23 protein-coding genes and 2 tRNA genes are annotated in these 21116 nt (G+C 68.1%); 10 read left to right on the top strand and 15 right to left on the bottom strand.

Annotation, left to right across the window (positions count from 1 at the left end):
- Nucleotides 1-196 precede the first annotated feature (196 nt).
- The 4 genes from VD997_12030 to rpsT form a co-directional block, all read right to left on the bottom strand.
- Nucleotides 197-271, bottom strand: a tRNA-Glu gene (locus VD997_12030).
- An 86-nt stretch (nucleotides 272-357) separates the two neighbouring features.
- The gene (locus tag VD997_12025) at nucleotides 358-669 is read right to left on the bottom strand and encodes a hypothetical protein (GenBank protein HYE62714.1); all 312 of its coding nucleotides are present in this window, start codon (nucleotides 667-669) and stop codon (nucleotides 358-360) included.
- Between the two features lie 93 nt (nucleotides 670-762).
- On the bottom strand, nucleotides 763-1536 hold the full coding sequence (locus VD997_12020; protein ID HYE62713.1) for a CPBP family glutamic-type intramembrane protease: 774 nt from the start codon (nucleotides 1534-1536) through the stop codon (nucleotides 763-765).
- 106 nt (nucleotides 1537-1642) lie between these two features.
- Nucleotides 1643-1915 carry a 30S ribosomal protein S20 gene (rpsT, locus tag VD997_12015; GenBank protein HYE62712.1) on the bottom strand — a complete coding sequence of 91 codons (273 nt, stop codon included), beginning with the start codon at nucleotides 1913-1915 and terminating at the stop codon, nucleotides 1643-1645.
- Nucleotides 1916-2134: 219 nt separating this feature from the next.
- Here rpsT and VD997_12010 point away from each other — a divergent pair.
- From VD997_12010 to VD997_11995, 4 genes are all read left to right on the top strand, one after another.
- Nucleotides 2135-2208, top strand: a tRNA-Arg gene (locus tag VD997_12010).
- A 92-nt stretch (nucleotides 2209-2300) separates the two neighbouring features.
- The gene (gene crcB, locus VD997_12005) at nucleotides 2301-2669 is read left to right on the top strand and encodes a fluoride efflux transporter CrcB (protein HYE62711.1); all 369 of its coding nucleotides are present in this window, start codon (nucleotides 2301-2303) and stop codon (nucleotides 2667-2669) included.
- A 186-nt stretch (nucleotides 2670-2855) separates the two neighbouring features.
- Nucleotides 2856-2996, top strand: a complete 141-nt coding sequence (locus tag VD997_12000; GenBank protein HYE62710.1) for a hypothetical protein — start codon at nucleotides 2856-2858, stop codon at nucleotides 2994-2996.
- A 645-nt stretch (nucleotides 2997-3641) separates the two neighbouring features.
- A complete protein-coding gene (locus VD997_11995) occupies nucleotides 3642-4931 on the top strand; it encodes a hypothetical protein (protein ID HYE62709.1) in 1290 nt (429 codons plus the stop codon).
- 89 nt (nucleotides 4932-5020) lie between these two features.
- Here VD997_11995 and VD997_11990 read toward each other — a convergent pair whose 3' ends face one another.
- The 8 genes from VD997_11990 to VD997_11955 all read right to left on the bottom strand — a co-directional run bounded on the left by VD997_11990 (nucleotide 5021) and on the right by VD997_11955 (nucleotide 10407).
- Nucleotides 5021-5263, bottom strand: a complete 243-nt coding sequence (locus VD997_11990; protein HYE62708.1) for a hypothetical protein — start codon at nucleotides 5261-5263, stop codon at nucleotides 5021-5023.
- 18 nt (nucleotides 5264-5281) lie between these two features.
- Nucleotides 5282-6289, bottom strand: a complete 1008-nt coding sequence (locus tag VD997_11985; protein ID HYE62707.1) for a prepilin-type N-terminal cleavage/methylation domain-containing protein — start codon at nucleotides 6287-6289, stop codon at nucleotides 5282-5284.
- Nucleotides 6290-6482: 193 nt separating this feature from the next.
- Nucleotides 6483-6722 carry a hypothetical protein gene (locus VD997_11980; GenBank protein HYE62706.1) on the bottom strand — a complete coding sequence of 80 codons (240 nt, stop codon included), beginning with the start codon at nucleotides 6720-6722 and terminating at the stop codon, nucleotides 6483-6485.
- A 9-nt stretch (nucleotides 6723-6731) separates the two neighbouring features.
- Nucleotides 6732-7655, bottom strand: a complete 924-nt coding sequence (locus VD997_11975; GenBank protein HYE62705.1) for a prepilin-type N-terminal cleavage/methylation domain-containing protein — start codon at nucleotides 7653-7655, stop codon at nucleotides 6732-6734.
- Between the two features lie 223 nt (nucleotides 7656-7878).
- Nucleotides 7879-8502 (bottom strand): hypothetical protein, encoded by a 624-nt coding sequence (locus VD997_11970; GenBank protein ID HYE62704.1) that lies wholly within the window; start codon nucleotides 8500-8502, stop codon nucleotides 7879-7881.
- 135 nt (nucleotides 8503-8637) lie between these two features.
- Nucleotides 8638-8874, bottom strand: coding sequence for a hypothetical protein (locus tag VD997_11965; protein HYE62703.1), 237 nt, complete (start codon nucleotides 8872-8874; stop codon nucleotides 8638-8640).
- A gap of 184 nt (nucleotides 8875-9058) precedes the next feature.
- Nucleotides 9059-9484, bottom strand: coding sequence for a hypothetical protein (locus tag VD997_11960; GenBank protein HYE62702.1), 426 nt, complete (start codon nucleotides 9482-9484; stop codon nucleotides 9059-9061).
- 74 nt (nucleotides 9485-9558) lie between these two features.
- The gene (locus VD997_11955; GenBank protein ID HYE62701.1) at nucleotides 9559-10407 is read right to left on the bottom strand and encodes a segregation/condensation protein A; all 849 of its coding nucleotides are present in this window, start codon (nucleotides 10405-10407) and stop codon (nucleotides 9559-9561) included.
- Between the two features lie 95 nt (nucleotides 10408-10502).
- Between VD997_11955 and VD997_11950 the strand changes: the two genes are divergently transcribed.
- The 5 genes from VD997_11950 to VD997_11930 all read left to right on the top strand — a co-directional run bounded on the left by VD997_11950 (nucleotide 10503) and on the right by VD997_11930 (nucleotide 15725).
- The gene (locus VD997_11950; GenBank protein HYE62700.1) at nucleotides 10503-11579 is read left to right on the top strand and encodes a KpsF/GutQ family sugar-phosphate isomerase; all 1077 of its coding nucleotides are present in this window, start codon (nucleotides 10503-10505) and stop codon (nucleotides 11577-11579) included.
- Nucleotides 11580-11718: 139 nt separating this feature from the next.
- Nucleotides 11719-11946, top strand: coding sequence for a DUF433 domain-containing protein (locus VD997_11945; protein HYE62699.1), 228 nt, complete (start codon nucleotides 11719-11721; stop codon nucleotides 11944-11946).
- Nucleotides 11943-12314: a DUF5615 family PIN-like protein gene (locus VD997_11940; protein ID HYE62698.1), complete on the top strand. Its 372-nt coding sequence runs from the start codon at nucleotides 11943-11945 to the stop codon at nucleotides 12312-12314. Before VD997_11945 ends, VD997_11940 begins: the two co-directional genes overlap by 4 nt.
- Before the next feature lie 52 nt (nucleotides 12315-12366).
- Nucleotides 12367-15453 (top strand): hypothetical protein, encoded by a 3087-nt coding sequence (locus tag VD997_11935; GenBank protein HYE62697.1) that lies wholly within the window; start codon nucleotides 12367-12369, stop codon nucleotides 15451-15453.
- A gap of 68 nt (nucleotides 15454-15521) precedes the next feature.
- Nucleotides 15522-15725, top strand: coding sequence for a hypothetical protein (locus VD997_11930; protein HYE62696.1), 204 nt, complete (start codon nucleotides 15522-15524; stop codon nucleotides 15723-15725).
- A gap of 95 nt (nucleotides 15726-15820) precedes the next feature.
- Here VD997_11930 and pyk read toward each other — a convergent pair whose 3' ends face one another.
- Together pyk and VD997_11920 are read right to left on the bottom strand one after the other, a co-directional pair.
- Nucleotides 15821-17443, bottom strand: coding sequence for a pyruvate kinase (pyk, locus tag VD997_11925; GenBank protein HYE62695.1), 1623 nt, complete (start codon nucleotides 17441-17443; stop codon nucleotides 15821-15823).
- A 215-nt stretch (nucleotides 17444-17658) separates the two neighbouring features.
- On the bottom strand, nucleotides 17659-19269 hold the full coding sequence (locus VD997_11920) for an extracellular solute-binding protein (GenBank protein HYE62694.1): 1611 nt from the start codon (nucleotides 19267-19269) through the stop codon (nucleotides 17659-17661).
- Nucleotides 19270-19293: 24 nt separating this feature from the next.
- Here VD997_11920 and VD997_11915 point away from each other — a divergent pair, with 24 nt between their 5' ends.
- On the top strand, nucleotides 19294-20064 hold the full coding sequence (locus VD997_11915; protein HYE62693.1) for an SDR family oxidoreductase: 771 nt from the start codon (nucleotides 19294-19296) through the stop codon (nucleotides 20062-20064).
- Between the two features lie 235 nt (nucleotides 20065-20299).
- Here the strand turns inward: VD997_11915 and VD997_11910 are convergent, their stop codons facing one another.
- Nucleotides 20300-20965, bottom strand: coding sequence for a hypothetical protein (locus VD997_11910; protein HYE62692.1), 666 nt, complete (start codon nucleotides 20963-20965; stop codon nucleotides 20300-20302).
- Nucleotides 20966-21116 lie beyond the last annotated feature (151 nt).

Genomic DNA, 21116 nt, shown 5'->3' with positions numbered 1-21116 from the left:
AACCGGGGCGCACGCAATGCCCTTCCCGAAGGCTTCAAGTCCCGCCGCGATCAGCGCCACCACCTGCGCGCTCCACGGGCCGGCGCTCGCCCTGTGGGGCGACCAGCGCATCCAGTCCAGCACCTACGGCGCGAGCGAGCGGGCTGGAAACCAAAAACGAAACGCCCCGCGATGGCTCGCGGGGCGTTTCTTGAAGTGACCCCAAGGGGATTCGAACCCCTGTTTTCAGGATGAGAACCTGACGTCCTGGACCGGGCTAGACGATGGGGCCAGCTCGCACGAACTCGGTCGTGGTCCAGTGGGGGGAAGCGTAGGGCGATTTTCCCGGGTGGGCAAGCCGTTTAGCGAGCAGGCCGTTCAGGCCTTGGCCGCGCCCGACAGCACCTGCCGCCGCAGCTGGGCCAGCGCATACACCGCGGCCTCCTCGGCGGTCTGGCCGACCACCGCGCCCGCGAGGGTGTCGCCGGCGGTCTCCCGCCACTCGGCGCGGTAGCAGTCAAACAGCTGCACGTGCCGCAGGGTGAGGGTGCAGCCGTGCTCGGCGAAGGCGTCGCGGACGCCCTGCTCGTCGGGGTAGCTGCGGGCGTCGGGGCCGCGCTTGCAGCGGGCGGGGTTCTCGGGGGTCCAGCCGGTGGAGTACAGGGCGTCGATCGCGAAGTTCAGACCCATGCCAAGCTCCCTTCACGTTGCCGGACCGTGGTCCAGTTTAGCACCGATTTGGGCCCGGCTTCCACAGGATTCGGCGTGGTTGGCGGGCGGTAACTACGAGCTTGAATCCTGCGACATGCCTACCAGCACGACGACGTCGTAGAGCGCGTGCGTGGCCACCACCACGCCGAAGCCGCGGAGGATGTAGAGCACCGCGAAGAAGCCGCCGGCTCCGGCCAGGAATAGGAGCTTCATGGTGTCGCGACGGGCCACGTCGTGGTAGAGGGCGAAGGCGACGGCGCTGGCGACGGCGGCGAATGCGAACCCGGTGCCGCTCTTGAGCTTCATGAGGTCCACCAGCACCAGGTGCAGGGCGGTGATGAGGATCAGCCGGAACAGGAGCTCCTCGTAGAGGCCGGCGCCGATGGCCAGGGTGATGCGGGCCTCGCGGGTGTAGTCGGAGAACGCGGCGGCGGCGGCGGGTGTGCGCGAGCCCAGGAAGTAGCCCAGCACGATGATGGGCAGGACCCAGAGGCAAGACTCGAGCAGCATGCCCAGCAGGACGCTGGGTTTCAGCCTCCAGCTGTCGCGTTCGAGGTAGTGCCATACGAGGAGGACGACGGCGAGGACGATGGGCGGGAGGTGGAAGCTGGCCTGGCCGAAGAGCTCGAAGAAGCCGCCGAGGATGCGGCGGGCGGCGATGGTTTCCATCACGCCCTGGTTGCTGTCGGAGAGGTAGAGGATGGAGCCGACCTCGTAGAGGACCATGAGGGGCGCGAGGAAGGCGAGGACGTGGAGGGGGCGGGTGGAGAGGTGGGCGTAGGTGTCCTTTTTGCCCAGCGGCTTGCTGAACATGGGCGTGCGCGAGGTGGAGCGGGCGCGGGACATGGGGGGAGAATGTAACGAAAAAGAAGACGCCCACCTTGCGGTGGGCGTTGGGTCATGAAGCTGCGTGTTGGAGAGAGAGTCGGTGCGCCCGAGCGCTCCGGGCAGCTTACTTCGCGGCCTGCTTGGCCTTGAGGCGGGCGGAGAGGCGGGACTTGCGGCGGGCGGCCTGGTTCTTGTGGATGACGCCCTTCTGGGCGGTGCGGTCCAAGACGCGGACGACGGTCTTGAAGGACTCGGTGGCCTCGGCGGCGGTGCCGTGGAGGAGCTTCTCGGAGAAGTCCTTGGTGGCGTCGCGCATGGCCTTCAAGCGCCAGCGGTTGAGGGCGCGGCTGGTGGCATTCTGACGGACGCGCTTCTTGGCAGTGCGGGAGTGGGCCATTGGAGTCAGGGTCCTTGGAAAACCGCCGGGGTGTGCCGGCGGGGAGGGAATCTTGGCAGGCTGGGGCCGAATTTCAAGTGGGAAGTCGGAAGTGGGAAGTAGGAAGTCGAAGGGCGGAAGCGGCGAGGGAGGCGGGGGTTGGGGTGGAGCGGCTGGTCCGTGGCTTTCCAGCTTGCGGGGAGCGGCCTACAGTCTCTTCTGCCCTCGGAAGAGGGACGAGCGGGCGTAGCTCAATTGGATAGAGCACCTGACTACGGATCAGGAGGTTAGGGGTTCGACTCCCTTCGCCCGTGTTGGAAGACCCGCCTGGATGGGCGGGTTTTTCGTTTTTTGGGATGTCGGATGTCGGAGGTCGGATGTCGGATGCGGGCGGGAGGGCTGGGGCGTGACGCTGCTGCTGATCGGGGTTGGGGGCGGGGTCGGGGCGTTGTTGCGGTATGGGTTGTCGGTGTGGCTCGGGCGCGGAGGGGAGGGGTTCCCGGTTGCGACCCTGGTGGTGAATGTCAGCGGGTGTGTGCTGATCGGGCTGCTGGTGCCGCTGCTCAAGGGGTGGAACGTGCGCGAGAGCGTGCAGCTGGGGCTGCTGGTCGGCCTGCTCGGGGGCTACACCACTTTCTCGAGCTTCGGGCGGGAGACCTTCGGGCTCGTTGAGAGCGGGCGCGTTGGGATGGCTGTTGGGTATGTGGGGCTGAGCAATGTGCTCGGGGTCGTGGGGGTGTGGGTGGGGATGGTGATTGGGAGAGGGTGGGCGTGAGGCGGGAAGAGGGAAGGCAGGTACGCGGAGTTGCGCAGACGTGGCGGAGTTTCGCGGAGAAAAGGCAGGGGGCGGGTTTGAAGACGGGAGCGGTGGGGATTCGTGGGGAGAGCGCGGATCAGGAGCGGGGGTTGAAGTGTGAGCGATCGATCGCCTTGGCGCCGGGTCGGTGTAGCGGAGGATGAGGTGGTTGATGCGGCGGCGTTCGGTGGGGTGGGTGGTGGTGGTGCGCTGGTGCTCGAGGTCTTTGAGGGCCGCTGTGCGGGCGGTGGCGGCGTAGGCCGCGAGCTTGCTTTCGGCGTGCGCGGCCTGCATGCGGCGGAATGAGTCGATGCGCTGCTGGATGTGGGGCTGGTCGGCCCAGTCGAGGATCTCGGCGAGGGTGCGGCCGGTCTGAGCGGCGGCGAGGAGGAAGTCGATGTTGTTGCGGAGGAGGGCTTCGAGCAGGCCGCGGTCGTTGTAGGTAAGTGGCTCGCGCGGGGAGGCGGGTGCGAAGGCGCGCTGGTCGGCCTCAAGGGTGGCGTCGGGGATGGGCGGGGCGGGGACCATGACGGAAGCCTAACTTGGCCGCGTGCGGTGTCGAGGGAGGAAGTGGGTAAGTCCACGATTGTGCGCACAAACGTCGCCGATGGGTCCGCAAGTGCTTGTGGTGCAGAGGGATGAAATTCGGGGAGTGGTCGCGGCGGCGGTGCGCGCGGAACGGTTGGTTATGGCCGCGCCTGGCGCTGAACCATCAGTTCACCGCTCGGAGCAGCGGCGAACAGATGGCACCCGATCGATGCAACCTGCCACCACTCGATTTCCAATTTTCTTCCGCTGCAACTCCTGTATGCGGAACCACATGCGAACTTGCACCTAACAAGAAGCTCGACTTCTGCGACTGTTCGGCTTTTATACGCCACCTGTCTCGGGGCTTTCTGACTGGTGCGCGTCGCCCGGGAGGCGAGGCTTGGGGCAGGCAGGAGATACAGCATGAACCGCAAGAACTCGATCGCGTGGCTTCTCTCTGTCGTGGGCGCTGCGGGGCTGTCGAGCGTGGCGAGCGCGGCGCTGCCGGTGCCGATGGTGCCGCCGTGCGAGTGCGCCATCGGCCGGCTGAACTACTACAGCACGATGGCGATCAACGTGGACTGGGTGCTGAACCCCGGTGACTCGACGCCGACGGGCACGGCGGCGGGGTCGTGCCTGGCGGTGGCCGTGGGGCAGTTCATCGTGGAGACGGGCGAGCCGTGCCCGCAGTCGATCAACGAGTACGGCACCAACGGCGACGGTGATGGTGGGTCGGTGGACCTCACGCAGGCGACGCTGTACCTGGATGCGAACGCGAACACGACGGGGATCGTGAGCGGCGTGCCCGCGTACGCGAACCTCGACATCGTGGCGGGCCTGCTGGGGGGTCACATCAACAGCGAGCACGGCTGGGGCGTGGCGTTCAGCGACATCTATGAGTACGCACAGTCTGAGTGCACGGACCACATCGGGTACCTGTTCAGCCAGGCGATGGGCGCGTACACCATGAACCTGAGCTGGAACGTGGACTTCGGCGCGTACACGGTGGCCCCGTCGGTGACGACCACGATCTCGATCGGCGGGGGCTGGTCGCACCACGACTACAGCACGCCGGTGAGCCAGTTCCCGGGATCGTTCATCCAGCCGCACCGCGTGAACTGGTTCCGCCTGATCCCCACTTTCCACGACGGGAACACGTCCACCACGGGCGCGCCGATCGATGGCGTGATCGCGGTGATGCCGGACGGGACGCTGCGGCGCCTGGGCATCTGCACGGACAGCGACTTCGATCCCACGGAGCCCACGCCCGGCGAGTTCGAGATCCCCGGGGAGCACGAGATCGTCACGAATGTCCCGAGCGGGACCAACGGCGTGACGTTCGAGTACCAGCGGGTCTCGTTTGGCGCGTTCACCGGGGATGTCAACGGGGACGAATACGTGTGCTGGTCGGATCTCGCGCTGCTGGGTGCGGCGGTGGGCGCCGAGATTGGGGAGCCGAGCTATGACCCGCGCATGGACTTCGACCTCGACGGCGAGATCGAGTGGAGCGACTACGAAGCGCTGCTGGCGCTGACGAAGTGCATCGTCGATACCGACTGTGACGGTGCGACCGGCACCGATCAGGACATCGAAGCGTTCTTCTATGCGCTGGGCAGCGGTGGTCCGCAGTCGGACTTCAACGGCGATGGTGCGAGTGGGACCGACCAGGACATCGAGGCGTTCTTCCGCGTGATGGGCGGGGGGGCGTGCTGAGGTGGTACTTGATCGGTGAATGAGAAGAGGGCCCGTCGCGGGACGGGCCCTCTGTTTCATTGCTGGAGGATCAACGGACTTATGGGGCGCTACTTCACGCTGCGGGCGCCGCGGCGGGGGCCTTCACCGGTTGTGGGAGGTGGAGGCGGCGCGGGGGCTGGAGGGGGTGCGGATTTCTGCTGGGCTTCCAGGATTTTGTTGGCCTTGTCCTCGGCGGCCTGGACTTCCGGCGGCTTGGTTTCTTCGGGGCGGGTGCTGATGAAGTACGCAGCGGCGCCGCCGGCGAGGCAGAGGACGGCGATGGAGAGCTGGATGACTTTCTTCTTGTCCATTGAAGTGGTGAGTGGGAATCACGGGATGTCGATGCCGCGGATGCCGTTGCGGGTGGTCCAGAAGTAGCCGGGCTTGGGCGGGGTCTTGTCGAACTGCCAGGGGGTGGGCGGGGAGACGGCGTCGTAGCTGAAGAAGGTCCGGAGCTCCAGGTCGGGCGGGTTCCAGTTGCCCTGTGGCTGAAGGAGGTTGGTGCCGGGGGAGAAGGTCATGTTGGTGTTGAGGGTGGTCTGCGCGATGATGGTGGCCATGCTGACAGTCTTGGCGCTTCCGTCGACGAGCGCGACCTGGGGCTTGGCGCTGGGCGTGTTCCACTGAGGGATAAGGCCGTTGCGGTTCTTGTTGTAGAAGTCGGCGCGCTCGAAGAGCAGGACCTTGGCCATTGGGGCGAAGGCATCGGAGTACTTGTTGCGGCGGATGAAGAAGTTATTGGAGCGGCTGCCGATGTTGCGGACCGTGGAAGTGGTCTCGGCGAAGTGCTCGGGCTTCTGCCAGAACACGGGCGGGTACCAGTAGGAGACGGGGAAGATCCAGTTGAAGTAGTTGCCGGAGTCGAACTGGGTGTTCTCAGTAAGGAAGCGGAGCGCGGCGGTATCGGCGGGCGAGAAGCCGGACTTGGCGCGGGACTGGTTGACGTTGTCGTGGTAGACGAGGTGGGCAAGCCAGTGATAGCTGTAGGTCTCGGTGCCCTGATTACTGTCATCACCATCACCCCCGTAATCCCAGAAGCGCGTGTAGGGGAAGGGGTATGAGGGGTCGGTGTTGGGCGGCAGCCAGTTGACGCCGCCGTCGTGGACGTCGTCGCCGGGCCGGTCCATGGTGGCGAAGGGGTTGAGGAACTCCTCCTTGTGGTCGGTGGCGTAATAGCCCATGTAGAGGTAGTTCTGGTGGAGGTTGGAGAGGCTGACGGCGCGCTGGGAGCTGATGCGGGCCTTGCCGAGGGCGGGCAAGAGGATGCCGATCAGGAGCGCGATGATGGCGATGACGACCAGGAGCTCGATAAGCGTGAAGGCGCGTGGGCGGTGCATGGCGACTCCGGGGTAGAGGGGAGGGAGCGCGCGAGATGAGTGAATGTACCACGCTGGCGGTGAGATGAGGATTGCAGCTGCGTGGGTGCGGGATCGGGCGGGATTGGGCGGGTGCCTTCGCTCGCGTGTACGGGCGCTCAACAATCGATCCACCGTCCAGAGCGACGGTGAATCGATGGCACCCCTTGCGGGATCACCGACCCTTGTAGATGCGGCGGTTGCCGGGGGTGGGCTCGGGGGTGGGGGCTGCGGGGGCGTTGGCGCCGGCGGTCTTGGGGGCGGTGTCGGGCGCGGCGGGGGCCGCGGGCGGGGCGCCGGCCTGGGCGGCGGGGTCGGAGGGCTTGGGGTCGCGGAGGTTGAGGTAGATGACGACGCCGGCGATGAGCAGGATGACGACCGCGACGGCGGCCTTGATCTTGTCCTTGGTGGGCATTGACGGGCCTCAGTTCACGCCGGTGAAGACGACGGTGTAGTTCTCGTTGTTGAAGGCGGGGATGCGCTCAGGGTTGGTGCGGGCGAGGGCGGGGTTGCTCATGCCGCCGGGGATGATGCGGAGGTAGGAGGCGTGGGCGTCCATAAAGCCGAGGATGGACTTGTTGATTTCGTCGTAGCCGTTCTTGGCCTGGAACTGGTCGCTGGAGGAGTTGATGACGATGTCGGCCCACTCGTCGCTCATCCACACCATGCGGGAGGGCTGGAAGGAGTCGGCGAACTTGAAGCGGCGGGCGCCGATATCGAAGCGCTCGAGGAGGGTCTTGCCGGGGTACTGGACCTCGATCTGGTCGTACCACTTGGCCTGCCACTGGTAGCTGGTGCCAACGTCGTCGTAGCAGGAGACGCCGCCGGGGTTGTTGCCCGGCCAGTTGCGCTGGTGGCCGATCTGGTCGCTGGGGTCGCGGGCGACCGGGAGCTGGAAGGCCTTGCGCTCGCCGTCGTTTGCGAGCATGGTGGCGGGGGCGGCGGGGGCGGGAATGCCGCCGGTGTGGAGGTAGGAGTTGAGGGGGCGGTCGGCGGCCTCAACGTCGAAGACGCCGGTGCCGTTGGAGTTCGCGGCGGTGCCCCACCAGGAATCGCAGTTCTTGCCCCACGCGCTCCAGGTGCACCAGCCCTGGAGGTTGAAGGTGGGAACGGTGGAGTTGGGCGGGCCCCAGCCGCGCTGCCAGGTGGGCGTGAGCGGGAGGAAGCCCTTCATGTCGGACTGGTAGGCGGCGCCGGCGGTGGCGATGGAGCGCACGTTGGCGAGTGACACGGCGAGTCGAGCGGACTTGCGGGCCTTGCCGAGCGCGGGGAGCAGGATGCCAATGAGCAGCGCGATGATGGCAATGACGACCAGCAACTCGATGAGAGTGAATGCACGCCGCTTCATCAGACGTCTCCTGTTTGCGCTCGCGCGCGAGAACCGCGCTGGACACCCCTGCCGGCACGCATACGACCTGCCCGAAGGCTCACCCTGTGCCGGAGCAGCCTTGTTATACCACAAGTGAGGCGGGGTGGGATGCACAAATTCGGGTCCTAACGGAGGGGGAACGGCTGGATTAGAGGTGGGGAGGTGGGGAGGTGAGGAGGTGAGGAGGTGAGGGGAACGAGAATCAGTGGTGGTGGTTGAGGTGAGGGGGGGTGTGGGAGTGGGCGTGGAAGAGGGGGGCGACGTAGAAGGGGTCCCAGAAGGGGGCGTAGCCGTAGTACTCGTAGATGCCTTGCAGGGTGCGCTTGTCGAGGAGCTTGGGGTCGTAGACGAGCTTGGGGGCGGCTTCGACGGCCTGGCGGGAGCGGTCGATGTAGACGGCCTCGGGCTCGACGCGGGTGATGGCGTCGACGGGGATGGTGGCGGTGTGGCGGTGGAGGCCGAGGAAGCCGGTGCGGGTGCGGACCTGCATGAATCGGACGTGGTGCTGGTCGTTATCGAGGAGGAGGCCGTCGATGACGCCGAGCTCGTGGCCGTGGGAGTCGAAGACCTTGCGGGCGCGGATGTCCTGCTTTTTGTCGGCGAAGAAGGTGCGGGCGTCGGAGAGGCGGATGAGCTGGCCGGCGTGGGCCTGCTGCTCGCGGGCGGCCTTGGGGTCGATGGCGGGGATCGATGCTGAGTCGGTGGGGTCGCGGTGGATGAGGGGGCGGCCGAGTCTGGGTTTTGCTTGAGTGTGGGGGTGGGCGTCGGCGCCGGGGGTTGGGTGATTGGGGGTGTGGGTGGGGTGCGGGTTCGGGGTGGTGGACATGGGGCCTCCTTGCGGTGGCTCTCCCTCCACGAGATTGGGTCTGGGGTGCTGGGTGAAGGTGGGTGTAGGTGAGACCCGGGACTTCGCTCAGAGCAGCTCAGTCCCGGCGTCGGGAGTGGCGCTCAGTCTCGGCGTTCAGGCGACGCGGTCGGTGAGGCCTTTGATGCCTTGGGCGGAGGCGCAGTGGTTGCAGCAGTAGATTTGGCCGCGGGCTTCGAGGCCGTGGCCGACGATGCGGACGCCGCAGTGGGCGCATTGGGGGGCGAGGGTGGCGATGGCGCACTCGAAGGAGTCGAAGGTGTGGGCCTGGCCGGCCATTTGGATTTGGAAGGCCTTGTCGTAGTCGTTGCCGCAGCGTTCACACTTGGGCATGGTGGGGCCCTCCTGTGTGGATTGTGCGGGGGGGCGTGAAGTGGGTGTGAAAGTCGGAAGTGGGAAGGCGGAAGTGGGAGAGCGGAGAGCGGGGAGCGGGGTGAAGAGCGCCGGCCTTTTGGCGTGCCGGGTGTGCACGGATCGCCGCTAAGCGCGGCGATGCCCTCCCTGACGGTCGGGGTTCTTATTGCGTTGGGAGGCGGTCGGTGTTGATGATGTCGTCGGGGGTGTTCAGCGTGAGGTCGGGGCCGCCGCTGCGCCAGATGACGTAGGTGACCTCGGTGGCGCCGCCTTTTTCGATTTTGTAGGTGAAGGTGAGGGGCTTGTGCCAGGGGTCGAGGAGGGGGCCGCAGTTGAGCTGCTCGGCGGTTTCGGGGAGCTTGCCGTGCTCGTTTTTGTAGATCCAGACGCAGGTGGTGAGCTGCTGGGTGTTGATCTCGGTGGCGAGGGCGACGCCCTGCTTTTTGGCGGTGGCCATCTGCTGCATGTAGGACTTGCTGCCGCCGAAGGAGCCGAAGTACATCGACATGCCGATGAGGATGACGATCATCATCAGGAGCAGGCCGATGCCGCCGCCGAGGCGGCCGGGGCGGGCGTGGGTGAGGGGCATGGTGGATTGTACTGGGAGAGCAACCGCGAGGGTGCGGTAGGACTCATAGGAGTCATAGGAGAGATAGGAGGCGATCAGGGCGTGTCGGGGTCGCTTGGGGCGGGGTCGGTGGGCGTTTCCTCAGCGTCGCGCTGGCGGAGGTAGATGTGGCCCTCGATGCGGTCCTGGCGGACGGCGACCTTGCGGTTGCGGACGAGCTCGAGGAGGGCGAGGAAGAGGCCGACCATTTCGGAGCGGGTGCGGCCTTTGAAGAGGGAGACGAGCTCGAGTTCGGGCTTGGTGTCGGGGGCGGGCTCGCTGCTGAGGCGGGTAAGGATGTCGGCGGCGTGGATTTCGATGGGGGTGTCGTCGTACTTGACCTGGTGGTCGCCGAGGCGCTCGAAGTTGACGGACTCGGCGATCTTCTGGAAGGCCTCGACGAGGTCGATGAGGTTGAGGTCCTCGAGGTCGGTCTCTTCGGCGGTTTTTTCAATGGCGGCGCGGAGGGCGTGCGAGTCGATGCCGGCGGGGTGGACGGGGAAGCGGCGGCGCCAGTCCTCAGCGCGCCACTCGAGGTGGTCGGCGGCGTCGCGGTACTTCTTGTACTCGAGGAGCTGCTTGACGAGCTCGGCGCGGGGGTCGGTGGGCTTGCGGGGGTCGCTCTCGGAATCGGCGGCGCCCTCGGGCTGGGGCGGGCGCGGCATGAGCATGCGGCTCTTGAGCTCCATCAGGGTGGCGGCCATGACGAGGAACTCGCCCGCGATGTCGATGTCGATGCGGGAGCCGGAGGTGCCGAGGTCTTTGAGGAAGGCGAGGTACTGCTCGGTGATGGCCGCGACGGGGATGTCGTGGATGTCGACCTCGTTCTTCCGGATGAGGAAGAGGAGGAGGTCGAGGGGTCCCTCGAAGGCGTCGAGGCGTACGCGGTAGTCGTCCGTGAGCATGGGGGGAAACCGGAAAGCGGAAAGCGGAAACCGGAAAGCGGAAGTCGGAGGACGCGTGGCTATCCCTGAAGGCTTTGGCAGTTTACGCTTTCGGCATGACGGCGCGAACTGAGGATCGGGTGTCCGGTGTGGCGGGGTCCCCCACTGCTGCGGGGGACGCGGCGTTCATGGCGGGGATCCTGTCGGAAGAGGGGCGGGCGATCGCCGCATTGGCGGGGCGGGTGGGGGCTGGGGCCGAGTTTGTGCGGGCGGTGGACCTGATCTGCACGTGCGCGGATTCGGGCGGGACGGTGCTGGTGACGGGGCTGGGGAAGTCGGGGCTGGTGGGGGCGAAGATTTCGGCGACGATGGCGAGCCTGGGGATTCCGAGTCACAGCGTGCACCCGTCGGAGGCCGCGCACGGGGACCTGGGGCGGTTCCGGGCGACGGACACGGTGATCTGCATCTCGGCGAGCGGCGAGACGGACGAGGTGGTGAACCTCGCGGCGGTGCTGAAGCAGGACGGGCTGCCGATCATTTCGATCACGGCGCCGGGGCGGGCGGCGGGGAGCGCGCCGAGCACCCCCAGCAGCTTGGAGCGGCTGGCGACGGTGGCGCTGACGCTGGGGATCGAGCTGGAGGCGGGGGCGCCGGAGTTCGTGGCCCCCACTTCTTCGACCACGGCGACGATGGCGCTGGGGGATGCGCTGGCGCTGTGCGCGGCGCGGCGGCGGAACTTCACGCACATGGACTTCAAGCGGCGGCACCCGGGGGGCTCGCTCGGTGGGCTGCTGCGGCCGGTGACGGACGTGATGCGGTGCGTCATCGGGAAGAACCTGCCGCTGGTGCCCGATACGTGCACGGTGGCGCAGGCGCTGGCGGAGGCCAACAAGGTGGGAAGGCGGCCGGGGGCGCTGATGCTGGTGGACGGCGGCGGGCGGCTGTCGGGGATCTTCACCGACGGGGACCTGCGGCGGCTGATCCTGCGCGATGCGGGGGAACTGTCGCGCCCGATCGCGGAGGTGATGACGCGGAGCCCGCGGACGCTGGGTAGGACAGCGCTGGTGAGCGATGCGGTGAAGATGATCCGGGAGTACCGGGCGGACGAGATCCCGGTGGTGGATGAGGGCACGGGGAAGCCGGTGGGGATCCTGGATGTGCAGGATCTGATTGCGATGCGGCTGGTGAAGTGACGGATTCACCACAGAGGCGCAGAGGCACCGAGGGGGAACCGAGGGATGTAATGGGCGGAGCCGCTCGATTTGAACGACGGCGACGGATCGCTGGGTCGCGGCCGCATTCGTATAGAATGAGTATGGATTGGAGGCGTACATGACCTTGGAACGCATCACAGTAAATCCCGAGGTGATGGGAGGGAGGCCGTGCATCCGCGGGTTGCGGTTCCCAGTATCGCGGCTGCTTGGACTGCTTGCATCCGGGCAGAGCGAGCAGGAGATACTCGCGTCTCATCCGGACCTTGAGCGCGATGACATCCGAGCGGCGATCGCCTACGCAGCGGCTATCTCGGACGAGCGGGTTGTGCTGCTCCGGTCCGCATGAGGTTCCTTGTCGATCAGGCTGTCAGTCCGACGTTGGCGGAGTGGCTCCGCGCGGCCGGTCACGATGCAGTACACGCTCGCGAACGCGGCATGTCTCGATCTCCGGACACTGACCTCGTCCGGCTCGCGATCTCGGAGGATCGCGTCCTCGTGACAGCGGACCTTGACTTCCCGCGAATCATCGCGCTGAGCCAGGGCGACCGACCGGGGCTCATTCTGTTCCGGGCTGGGAACATCAGCGACCGCCAGATGCTTGAGTTGCTACAGCGGGTCCTCGCCGAGGTTCCACACGAGCAGCTGGGGAGGAGCGTGGTGGTGGTGGACGAGCATTCAATGCGAATTGCTGCTCTGCCGCTGAAAAGAGGCTGACTTCAAGGGCGCAGGCGGGGCCGGCAACCAGCCCATCACGTACCATGTTGGCATGCCCGCTTCTTCACGGACCACTGGTCTGATTGTCGCTGTTGTGCTGCTCGTGGTGTTCGCGGGGGTGGTGACGTTCTTTGTGGTGCGTGCGCCCAGCGGGGCGGGGCAGGTGAACACGTTCAGCGGGCCGGCGCCGACGCCGGACCCGAAGCTGGTGGCCGCGAAGGGGGCGGAGGGGGCACCGGTCAACCGGACGGGTGAGGGCAGGGGGTTCTTCATCCAGGTGGTGGACAAGGATGACCCCACGGCGGTGCGGGCGGAGCTGAGCGCGGAGCGGTCGCGGCCCATCGAGGGGCAGACGTACCGCGTGGCGCTTGAGAAGCCGGTGGTGTGGGTGTTCCTGAAGGATGGGCGGACGATCTACGCGCGGGCGGATAAGGGCACGGCGTACGTCCCGGACCAGTCGAAGGGATTGGGGGCGCGCCCGTCGATGCCGCAGGATGGCGTGATGGAGGGGAACGTGCTCGTCAAGGTGTTCGACGAGCGCGAGGGGAACCTGCGGCCCAACCCGGTGGAGGACGAGGCGCTGCTCACGGGGACGACGTCGCAGCTGCGGTTTGATTCGGAGCTGGGGCAGGCGGAGGCGCCGCAGCAGGTGCAGATCACGGCGAGGGGCGTGGAGTTCCGCGGGGCGGGCGTGACGGTGGTGTTCAACGAGCCGCAGCAGCGGATGGAGCTGCTGCACGTGGCGCGGACGGAGTTTGTGACGGTGAGGCCGTGGGAGCTGGAGGAGGATAAGAAGCCAACGAAGTCTGCGCCGGCGGGTGATGGGGTGAAGCGCGAGGTGGCGGGCAAGGGCGAGGGGGCGAAAGCAGCGCCTGCGCCGGCTGCGCGGAAGCCGATTGAGACGCTGTACCGGCTGGTGTGCACCGATGGCGTGACGGTGACGCAGGGGACGCGGGTGGTGACGGGCGAGCAGTTGGAGGGGTGGGCGCGGCTGGTGAACAACCAGCTGAGGCCCGGGGCGGTGGTGACGAGCAACGCGGGGCCGCGGCCGGCGGGGGCGGCGTCAGGTGCGTCAGCGGCAGGGTCGCGGCAGGCGGGGGCGTCGAGCGGGTCGGGCGCGGCACGCACCGCTGGGCAGGGCGCGCCCGAGGGCGGCTCGCTGCTGGCGGCGGATTCGGAGACGCCGGTGACGCTGGCGTGGAAAGGGCCGCTGGAGGTGCGCCCGCTGACGGCGAAGGCGTCGGAACTCGACTTCAACGACGTGTTCGTGCGGTTCACGAGCAAGAGCCCGACGGGGGTTGGGTTCCGCGACAGCAAGGCGAAGGCCACGGCGGCGGGCAACGTGCTGGAGTACGGGGCGACGCGGCGTGAGGTGGGGCTGGCGGGTGTGGGCGAGCAGGGGGCACGGATCGCGCTGGAGGGGAGCGGGGACGCGAAGGCCGAGCGGTTTGACATGAGCCTGGTGACGGGCGTCGCGCGCGTGCACGGGCCGGGGCTGCTGACCGGGACGAGCAAGAGCGGGACGCGGACGTTCGCGTGGAAGAAGGAGGGGCAGTTCCAGTTCGGCAAGGACAGCAAGGGCGAGGTGACGGAGCGGCTGGAGAAGGTGACGGCGAGCGGGGCGAGCCGCGCGGTGGACGGGTCGGGGTCGCTGAACGGCGAGATGCTGGTGGCGGCGTTCGTGCCGGTGGACGCGAAGCGATCGCGGCTGAGCACGCTGACGGTGGTCGGGCGGGCGCGGGCGGAGAGCGAGGGCGATTCGCTGGAGGCGGACAAGCTGGACATCGCGTTCGTGCCAGGGGCCGCGGGCGGGGACGATGTGGACCCGCGCACGGTGGTGGCGGATGGAGCGGTGAAGGGGACGCGGAAGGAGAAGGGGAAGACGTCGACGCTGGCGGCGTCGTGGCTGGAGGCGACGATCGAGCGGGTGAACGACAGCCGCGGCAAGCCGGTGCTGAACGCGACGAGCGTGAAGGCGCGGGAGACGGTGTTCGCGCGTGACGACGGGCTGCGGGCGAAGGCGCCGGTGATGAGCGCGCAGCCGGTGGCGGGCGTGGCGCGCCTGACGGGGGCGGCGGGCACGGTGTCGGTGGGCAACGCGGACTCGACGATGACGGGGCAGGACATGACGTTCCACGATGCGGAGCGGAGGCTGCTGGCGGTGGGGCCGGGGACGCTGGTGCACAACGCTGTTGAGAAGGGTGGGAAGCCGGCGTCGCGGGTGACGGCGTCGTGGACGACGGAGATGACGTTTGATGACGTGAGCGGCGTGGTGACGTGCAAGGGCGATGCGGTCGCGGAGCTGAGCAAGACGCGGCAGGGCGTGCTGGTGGAGCGGGACACGATGACAGCGGCGGACGTGGTGCTGCAGCTGACGGCGGGGAGCGCATCGGCGTCGGCGGACCAGCCGGGGGGCGACCGCGAGCTGCGGAGCGCGGTGATCCGGGGGGCGGGGGCTGGCAAGGAGGCGACGGTGGAGTCGCGGCTGTTCGCGTCTGGTGGGGCGGCTGGCGGCGCGGCGGGCGGGCAGCCCAAGCTGGAGCGGCTGATGTACCTGCGGTCGGACCGCATCGCGCTGGACATGGAGAAGGGGACCCTGGAGGTGCCCACGCCGGGCAAGCTGCTGTTCGTGGACAACCGCGCGGCGGAGCAGGGGGCGCCGGCGAAGCTGCTGGATGATCCGGCGGGGGCGCGCGGGCGGGCGCTGTTCTCGTGGGCGGGGTCGATGAGCTTCGTGCGGCCAAAGGGCGTGGTGACGATGCGCGAGAATGTGCGGCTGGACCACCGGCGCTCGGAGCAGGAGCCGATGTCGGAGCTGGAGTGCGAGGTGCTGGTGGCGAACGTGCGGGAGCAGGGCGGCACGCGGGCGGCCGATGCGCAGGAGTTCCAGGGCGAGCTGGTGTCGGCGGACGCTGAAGGGGCGGTGTGGATGAAGTACGCCGGGCGCGAGCTGGTGGCGGACAAGGCGCACTACGACGCGCAGGGGCGGAAGCTGCGGGCGCTGGCCCTGGGGGAAAACAAGGTGCAGGTGTTCGGGGGTGACGCGCCCAGCGGGAGCATGCAGGACATCACGTGGGACCTGGCGAAGGACACGATCGAGATCACGAAGCCGGGGACGGTGACGGCGCCGCGGCGGTGATTTGATGTCGGATGTCGGATGTCGGATGTCAGGGCGCGGTCACGCCATGCGGGTCCAGAGGTGAGGCCATGAATCGCTTGACGGACCTGTCCATCGAGCTTGTGGCTAACTTCCTGCTGTACGCGGGCATCTTCGCGCCGTTCTTCCTCGGCTTTGGACTCGCGTTCCTGTTCCCGCGGAACACTTCTGTCGGGTTTGCGATTGCGCTGGGGGTGAGCGCCTTGTGCTTTGTGGCGCGGTGGGTGCTTGTGCGGATTGCGGATAGGGCGTGAGAGAACTGCGTGAGGGGAGTCGCCGTCAACCCGGGACTTCGCTCAGAGCAGCTCAGTCCCGGCGTCGTGTGGGAAGACTCAGTCGCGGCGTCGTGTCAGCGGCTGTGGGCGGTGTAGCCGGTGGCTTCGCCGACTTTGTGGATGGCGATGGTGTTGGTGGCTTTGGCTTTGCCCAGGGGGCGGCCGGCGAGGAGGACGATGGCGTCGCCCTTTGCTGCGAGGTTGCGCTTGAGGACGTACTCGTCCACGGCGGCGTTCCACTCGCTGAGGGTGCCGGCGCCGGGGGGTTTGCAGCAGACGGGGGTGACGCCGCGGAGGAGGAGCATGCGGCGGGTGGCGTGCTCACTGCTGCTGTAGGCGAGGATGGGGATGTTGAAGCGGTTCTGGGAGAGGTAGCGGGCGGTGCCGCCGTTCTCGCTCCAGCAGGCGACGAGCTTGGCGTTGAGGTCGCGGGCGATGGACCACGCGCCGTGGGCGAGGGCGGCAGTGCCGCGGTGCGCGGCGGAGAGGCGCGAGGGGGGCGTGGCGGGGAGGGGCTGGGAGCGGAGCTGGGCTTCGGTGCAGGCGATGATGCGGGCCATGGTCTCGACGACCAGCGCCGGGTGCTTGCCGGTGGCGGTCTCGGCCGAGAGCATGACGGCGTCGGCCCCGTCGTAGATGGCGTTGGCGACGTCGCTGGCCTCGGCGCGGGTGGGGGTTGAGCTCTCGATCATCGTCTCGAGCATCTGCGTGGCGACGATGCAGGGCTTGCCGTAGAGATCGCACGCGGCGAGGATCTGCTTCTGCACAACGGGGACCTTGGCGATGTCCATTTCGACGCCGAGGTCGCCGCGGGCGACCATGATGCCGTCGGCGGCGTCGACGATCTTGTCGAGGTTGGCGACGGCCTGGGGCATCTCGATCTTGGCGATGACGGGGATCCAGGAGCCCTGGGCGGCGTTGGGCTGGGCGGTTTTGTCGAGCGGACAGAGCTCGCTGAGGCGCTGCTTGAGCTCCATGACTTCGTCGGCGGTGCGGACGAAGGAGAGGGCGAGGAAGTCCAGGCCGTGCTGCACGGCCCAGGCGACGCACTCCCAGTCGCGCTCGGTGATGGCGGGGGCGGAGAGGGCGGTCTGGGGGAGGTTGATGCCCTTCTTGCTGCTGATGAGGCCGCCGACGGTGACGCGGCAGCGGAGCTCGCGGGCGGCGAGGTCGCGCTCGACGGCGAGCATGCGGACGGCGCCGTCGTTGATGAGGACCTTGTGGCCGGGCTCGACCTCTGTGATGAGGGGCTCGTAGGTGACGGGGAGGACGGGCTCGGCGCCGCCGGGTGCGGCGGGGTTGGGCCGCATGAAGGCTTCTTTGATGCCGGCCTTGAGGATGACGTCCTGGCCCGCGGCGACGTCGATCATGCCGCCGCCGCTGGGGGAAGGCTGGCCGACGCCGGCGGGGATGAGGCCGACGCGGATCTTGGGGCCCTGGAGGTCGCCCAGGCAGGCGACGACGGTCTGCATCTCGGCGGCGACCTGGCGGACCGTCTTGAGGCGGCGCTCGTGGTCGGCGAAGGAGCCGTGGGAGAAGTTGAAGCGGAAGATGCCGACGCCGGCCTCGATCAGGCGGCGGACCATGTCGGGTGATTCGGAGGCGGGGCCGATGGTGGCGACGATGGTGGCCAGGATGCTGGGGGCCTGGGTCTCGGGGATGGAGTCGCGGGGGGTGTTGGTGGCGGGGCTGGCCATGGTGGATTATCGGTTTGGCAAAGGGGAGGATTGAACCGCAGAGCACGCAGAGAACGCAGAGGAAGGCGGGGAGTGCCTCTCGCGGAGGGCGCGGCGGCGCGGAGGAGAGGCAGGGGAACAGGACAGGGCGAAAGATCGGAATGCAGACGGGAGCAGACAGGACGGTGTTCTTGTTTTCCTCTCCGCGCCTCCGCGTCCTCCGCGAGAGACTTGTCTTAGTTGGATGAGCCGAGGGCGGTGACGCGCTCGTAGGTTTCGCGGAACCAGCGGGTGTACTCGATCTCGCAGCGGCAGCGGAACTGGGGGCTCTTCTTCCACGCGGCTTCGATCTGCTTGAAGGTGTCGGGGGTGAACTCGAGGGTGGTGCCGTCGGGGAGGGTGGTGGGCGGGAAGGCGTAGAAGAGGCGTTCCATCTCGGCGAGTGTGGCGGCGGGGAAGGTGGGCGTGGCGCGGGCCTTGAGGAGGGCGGACCAGGCGTCGCGCTGGGCGTGGGCGTTGTCGATGGCGAAGGCGCCCATCATGATGCCCAGGCCGCCGCGCCAGCCCCTGGGGAGGGTTTTGCTGGCGATCTCGAAGGGGTCGGCCTGGTCGATGAAGTGTTCTTTGTACTTGTCGTACATGACGCGGCGGGCGGGCATGCGGCGGAGCTCGTACTGCTCGGGGCCCATCTCCTCGCCGCTTGCGCCGGTGGGGTTGTCGGCGCGGGGGCGGGCGCGGAACTGCCAGAGGGCCTGGGCCTCTTCGGTGAGGCAGAACTCGACGAAGCGGCGGGCGAGCGCGGGGTTGGGGCCGCCGCGGAGGATGGAGATGGGGTCGGCGTCGATGTAGGTGGCGCCGGCGGGGTCGACGTAGCCGACGCGGCTGTTGCTGGGGTCTTCGCCGGGGGGCACGATGGCCTGGGCCTGGCCGCGGCCGTAGAAGTCGATGGCGAGGGCGGCGGCGGCCTCGCCCTGGCTGACGTCGATGGGGGGCTTGGGGGCGGAGTTGACGAAGCCGCGGGAGTTGGCGCAGATCTCGCGGATGAGGCGCCAGCCGCGGTCCCAGCCGTAGTTGCTGAGGATGGAGTCGAGGGTGGTGGCGACGGAGCCGCTTTGGCGGGGGTCGGCGAGGATGACGTTACCGAAGAGGCGGGGGTCGGCGAGGTCGTCGAAGCGGGTGGGCGTGGGGATGTTGAGGTCGGCGAGCATCTCGCGGTTGTAGACGAGGCCGAAGCCGGAGAGGGCGACGCCGATCCAGTGCTGGTCGTTGTCGTAGAGGAGCTGGGCGCCGACGGAGTTGTCGCCGAACCAGTCCGTCATTCGCGTGGGGTCGAAGCCCGCGGGCTCGGACATGGGGACGGCGTAGTTCGTCGTGGTGCCGTCCTTGTTGGTCAGCGTGCCCTTGACGCCGGCCTTGACGCGGCCGTGGTCGTAGCTGCCGCCGCCGAACATGAGGTCGAAGGCGATGGTGCCGGGCTCGATCTTCGGGTTCCTGGGGTCGCTCAGGTCGACCTGGCCCGTGCGGACGGCGGACTGGTACTGGGCTTCCAGTTGAGTCAGGATGTCGCTGGTGCCGCCGGGGACGCGCCAGTCGATGGCGACGGGCTGGCCGTGCGTGCGCTGGTGCCAGCGGGTGAAGGCCTTCTCGAACTCGGAGCGGATTTGGGGGACGTGGGGGGTGACGACGACGAGTTTGAGACTCGATGCGGCGGGTGCCGCTCCCCCACTGCTGCCTCCTGCACTGCTGGCCTGGGCCTCGGACTTGGGGCGCAGGAGGAAGGGCACCCCCAGGATGAGCGCCAGGGCGAGGACGATGGCCGTGCGGGAGATCAGGTCGCGGGGTGACATTGCGGGGAGTGTATGGGGCGGGGTATGGTGCCCCGCATGCTTCCAGTGGCGATCGTGACGGGCGCGGGTTCGGGGATCGGGCGTGAGCTGGCGGTCGAACTCTCGCGGCGCAACTACCGAGTGGTGCTGGCGGGGCGGCGGCGGGATGCGCTGGAGCAGACGCTGGGCATGCTGGAGGGGCCGGGCCTGGTGTCGCCCACGGACGTGCGCGATCCGGAGCAGTGCCAGAAGCTGGTGGACCGCGCCGTCGGCGAGTTCTCGCGCGTGGATGCCCTCATCAACAACGCGGGGTACGCGCCGTGCGTGCCCATCACGCAGCACACGCCCGACCTCATCCAGGAGGTGTTCGCGGTGAACGCGCTGGGGCCGGCGTACCTCACCGTCGCAGCGTGGAAGGTCTTCGAGAAGCAGTTCGGGGAGGACGAGGTGCTGCCCGGGCGCGGGCGGCCGTGCGTGCTGAATGTGTCGAGCATGTCCACCGTCGACCCGTTCCCCGGGCTGTTCGCGTACGCCGCGGCCAAGGGGGCGCTGAACGTGATGGTGAAGAGCCTCGCCAACGAGGGGCGCGACATCGGCGTGCGGGCCTTCGCGCTCTGTTTAGGCAGCGTGGAGACGGCGATGCTGCGGGGGATCGTCGGCGAGGACCTGCTGCCCAAGGACCGCACGATCCATCCCGCGGAGGCCGCGGCGTTCCTGGCGGATCACGTCACCGGGCAGCACGACGAGCACGCGGGCAAGGTGATCATCGTGCCCAGCCCGGGGGCGGGCAAGGGGTGGGCGGACGAGGCGGGGTGAAGGCGGGTCTCTCGCGGAGGCGCGGAGGCGCGGAGGAAGGCATTTGGGATGTGGGATTTTGGATTTGGGATGTGGGAGAAAGCTCAATGCTCAAAGCTCAAAGCTCAAAGCTCAAAGCTCAAAGCTCAAAGCTCAATCAGGATCATGATCCCGCTTGACCGAGCTTCCTCGCCTTTTCTTCTCCGCGTCCCCGCGTCTCCGCGAGAGATCCTCTTCTCTGTGCCTCCGCGGCTTTTCACGCAGCGCGGCGGGCGGCTTCGACCTCACTCGGGGCGCGGCCGACCTGGAAGGTGAACACGTCGCTTGACTCCCCGCGGTGGTCGCCGCGCCAGGGGGTGAGCAGGTATCGGGCGGTGGTGACGCCCAGCGGGAGGGTGTTGTCCACGTAGCGCTTGACGCTGCCCGCGGTGCCGATGAGGGTCCACTCGCGTTCGTTGTTCAGGCTGCGCCGCACCTGGTACTGCACGTTCTCCAGGCCCCGGGGCTGCTTCGCTTTCCAGCGCAGCTCCAGGGCGCCGCCGGGGAGGACCTGCGCGGCGATTGATGAGGGCGGCACCGGCGGGGGCAGGGTGCCCGGGCCCGCGTTGGGCTCGATGCTCGCCCGGGCGAACACCGAGCGGTCGCCGCTGGCCTGGGCGTAGGCCTTGATGGTGTTGACGTTGGCCCCGCCCAGCCGCTTCACCTGCGCCAGGGCGTTGTTGTACTCCAGCGTGGCGTCGATCGCTGCCTGCCGCAGCTGGTTGACCTTGGCGGCCGCGGCCTCCAGCTCGTCCACGGATTGCTGGAACCCCTGCGCGGCCTGCGGCGAGAGCCCGATCGTGGCCTGCTCCTGCACCCAGATGGGCGCGTGCACGCGGGCCCAGCTGCGGAGCTCGGAGTTGTTCTTGGTGGGCATGTTCATGGGCTGGGTCTCCGTGTCTTGCTGATGCGTTCCCAGGAGCGGCCCGCGCCGCCCCACACCATTCCGCATCGGCGGCTTTCGGGGGCGGCTTGAGGCGGGGCGGGGACTTTCCGTGGGCGGGCCGGTGGGTTCTGGTCGCGGGCCGGGGTGT

It is taken from the genome of Phycisphaerales bacterium, from assembly GCA_035627955.1.
Taxonomy (GTDB): domain Bacteria; phylum Planctomycetota; class Phycisphaerae; order Phycisphaerales; family UBA1924; genus JAEYTB01.
The sequence above is the reverse complement of the archived record's forward strand: the minus strand, read 5'-3'. Positions and strand labels throughout refer to the sequence as shown.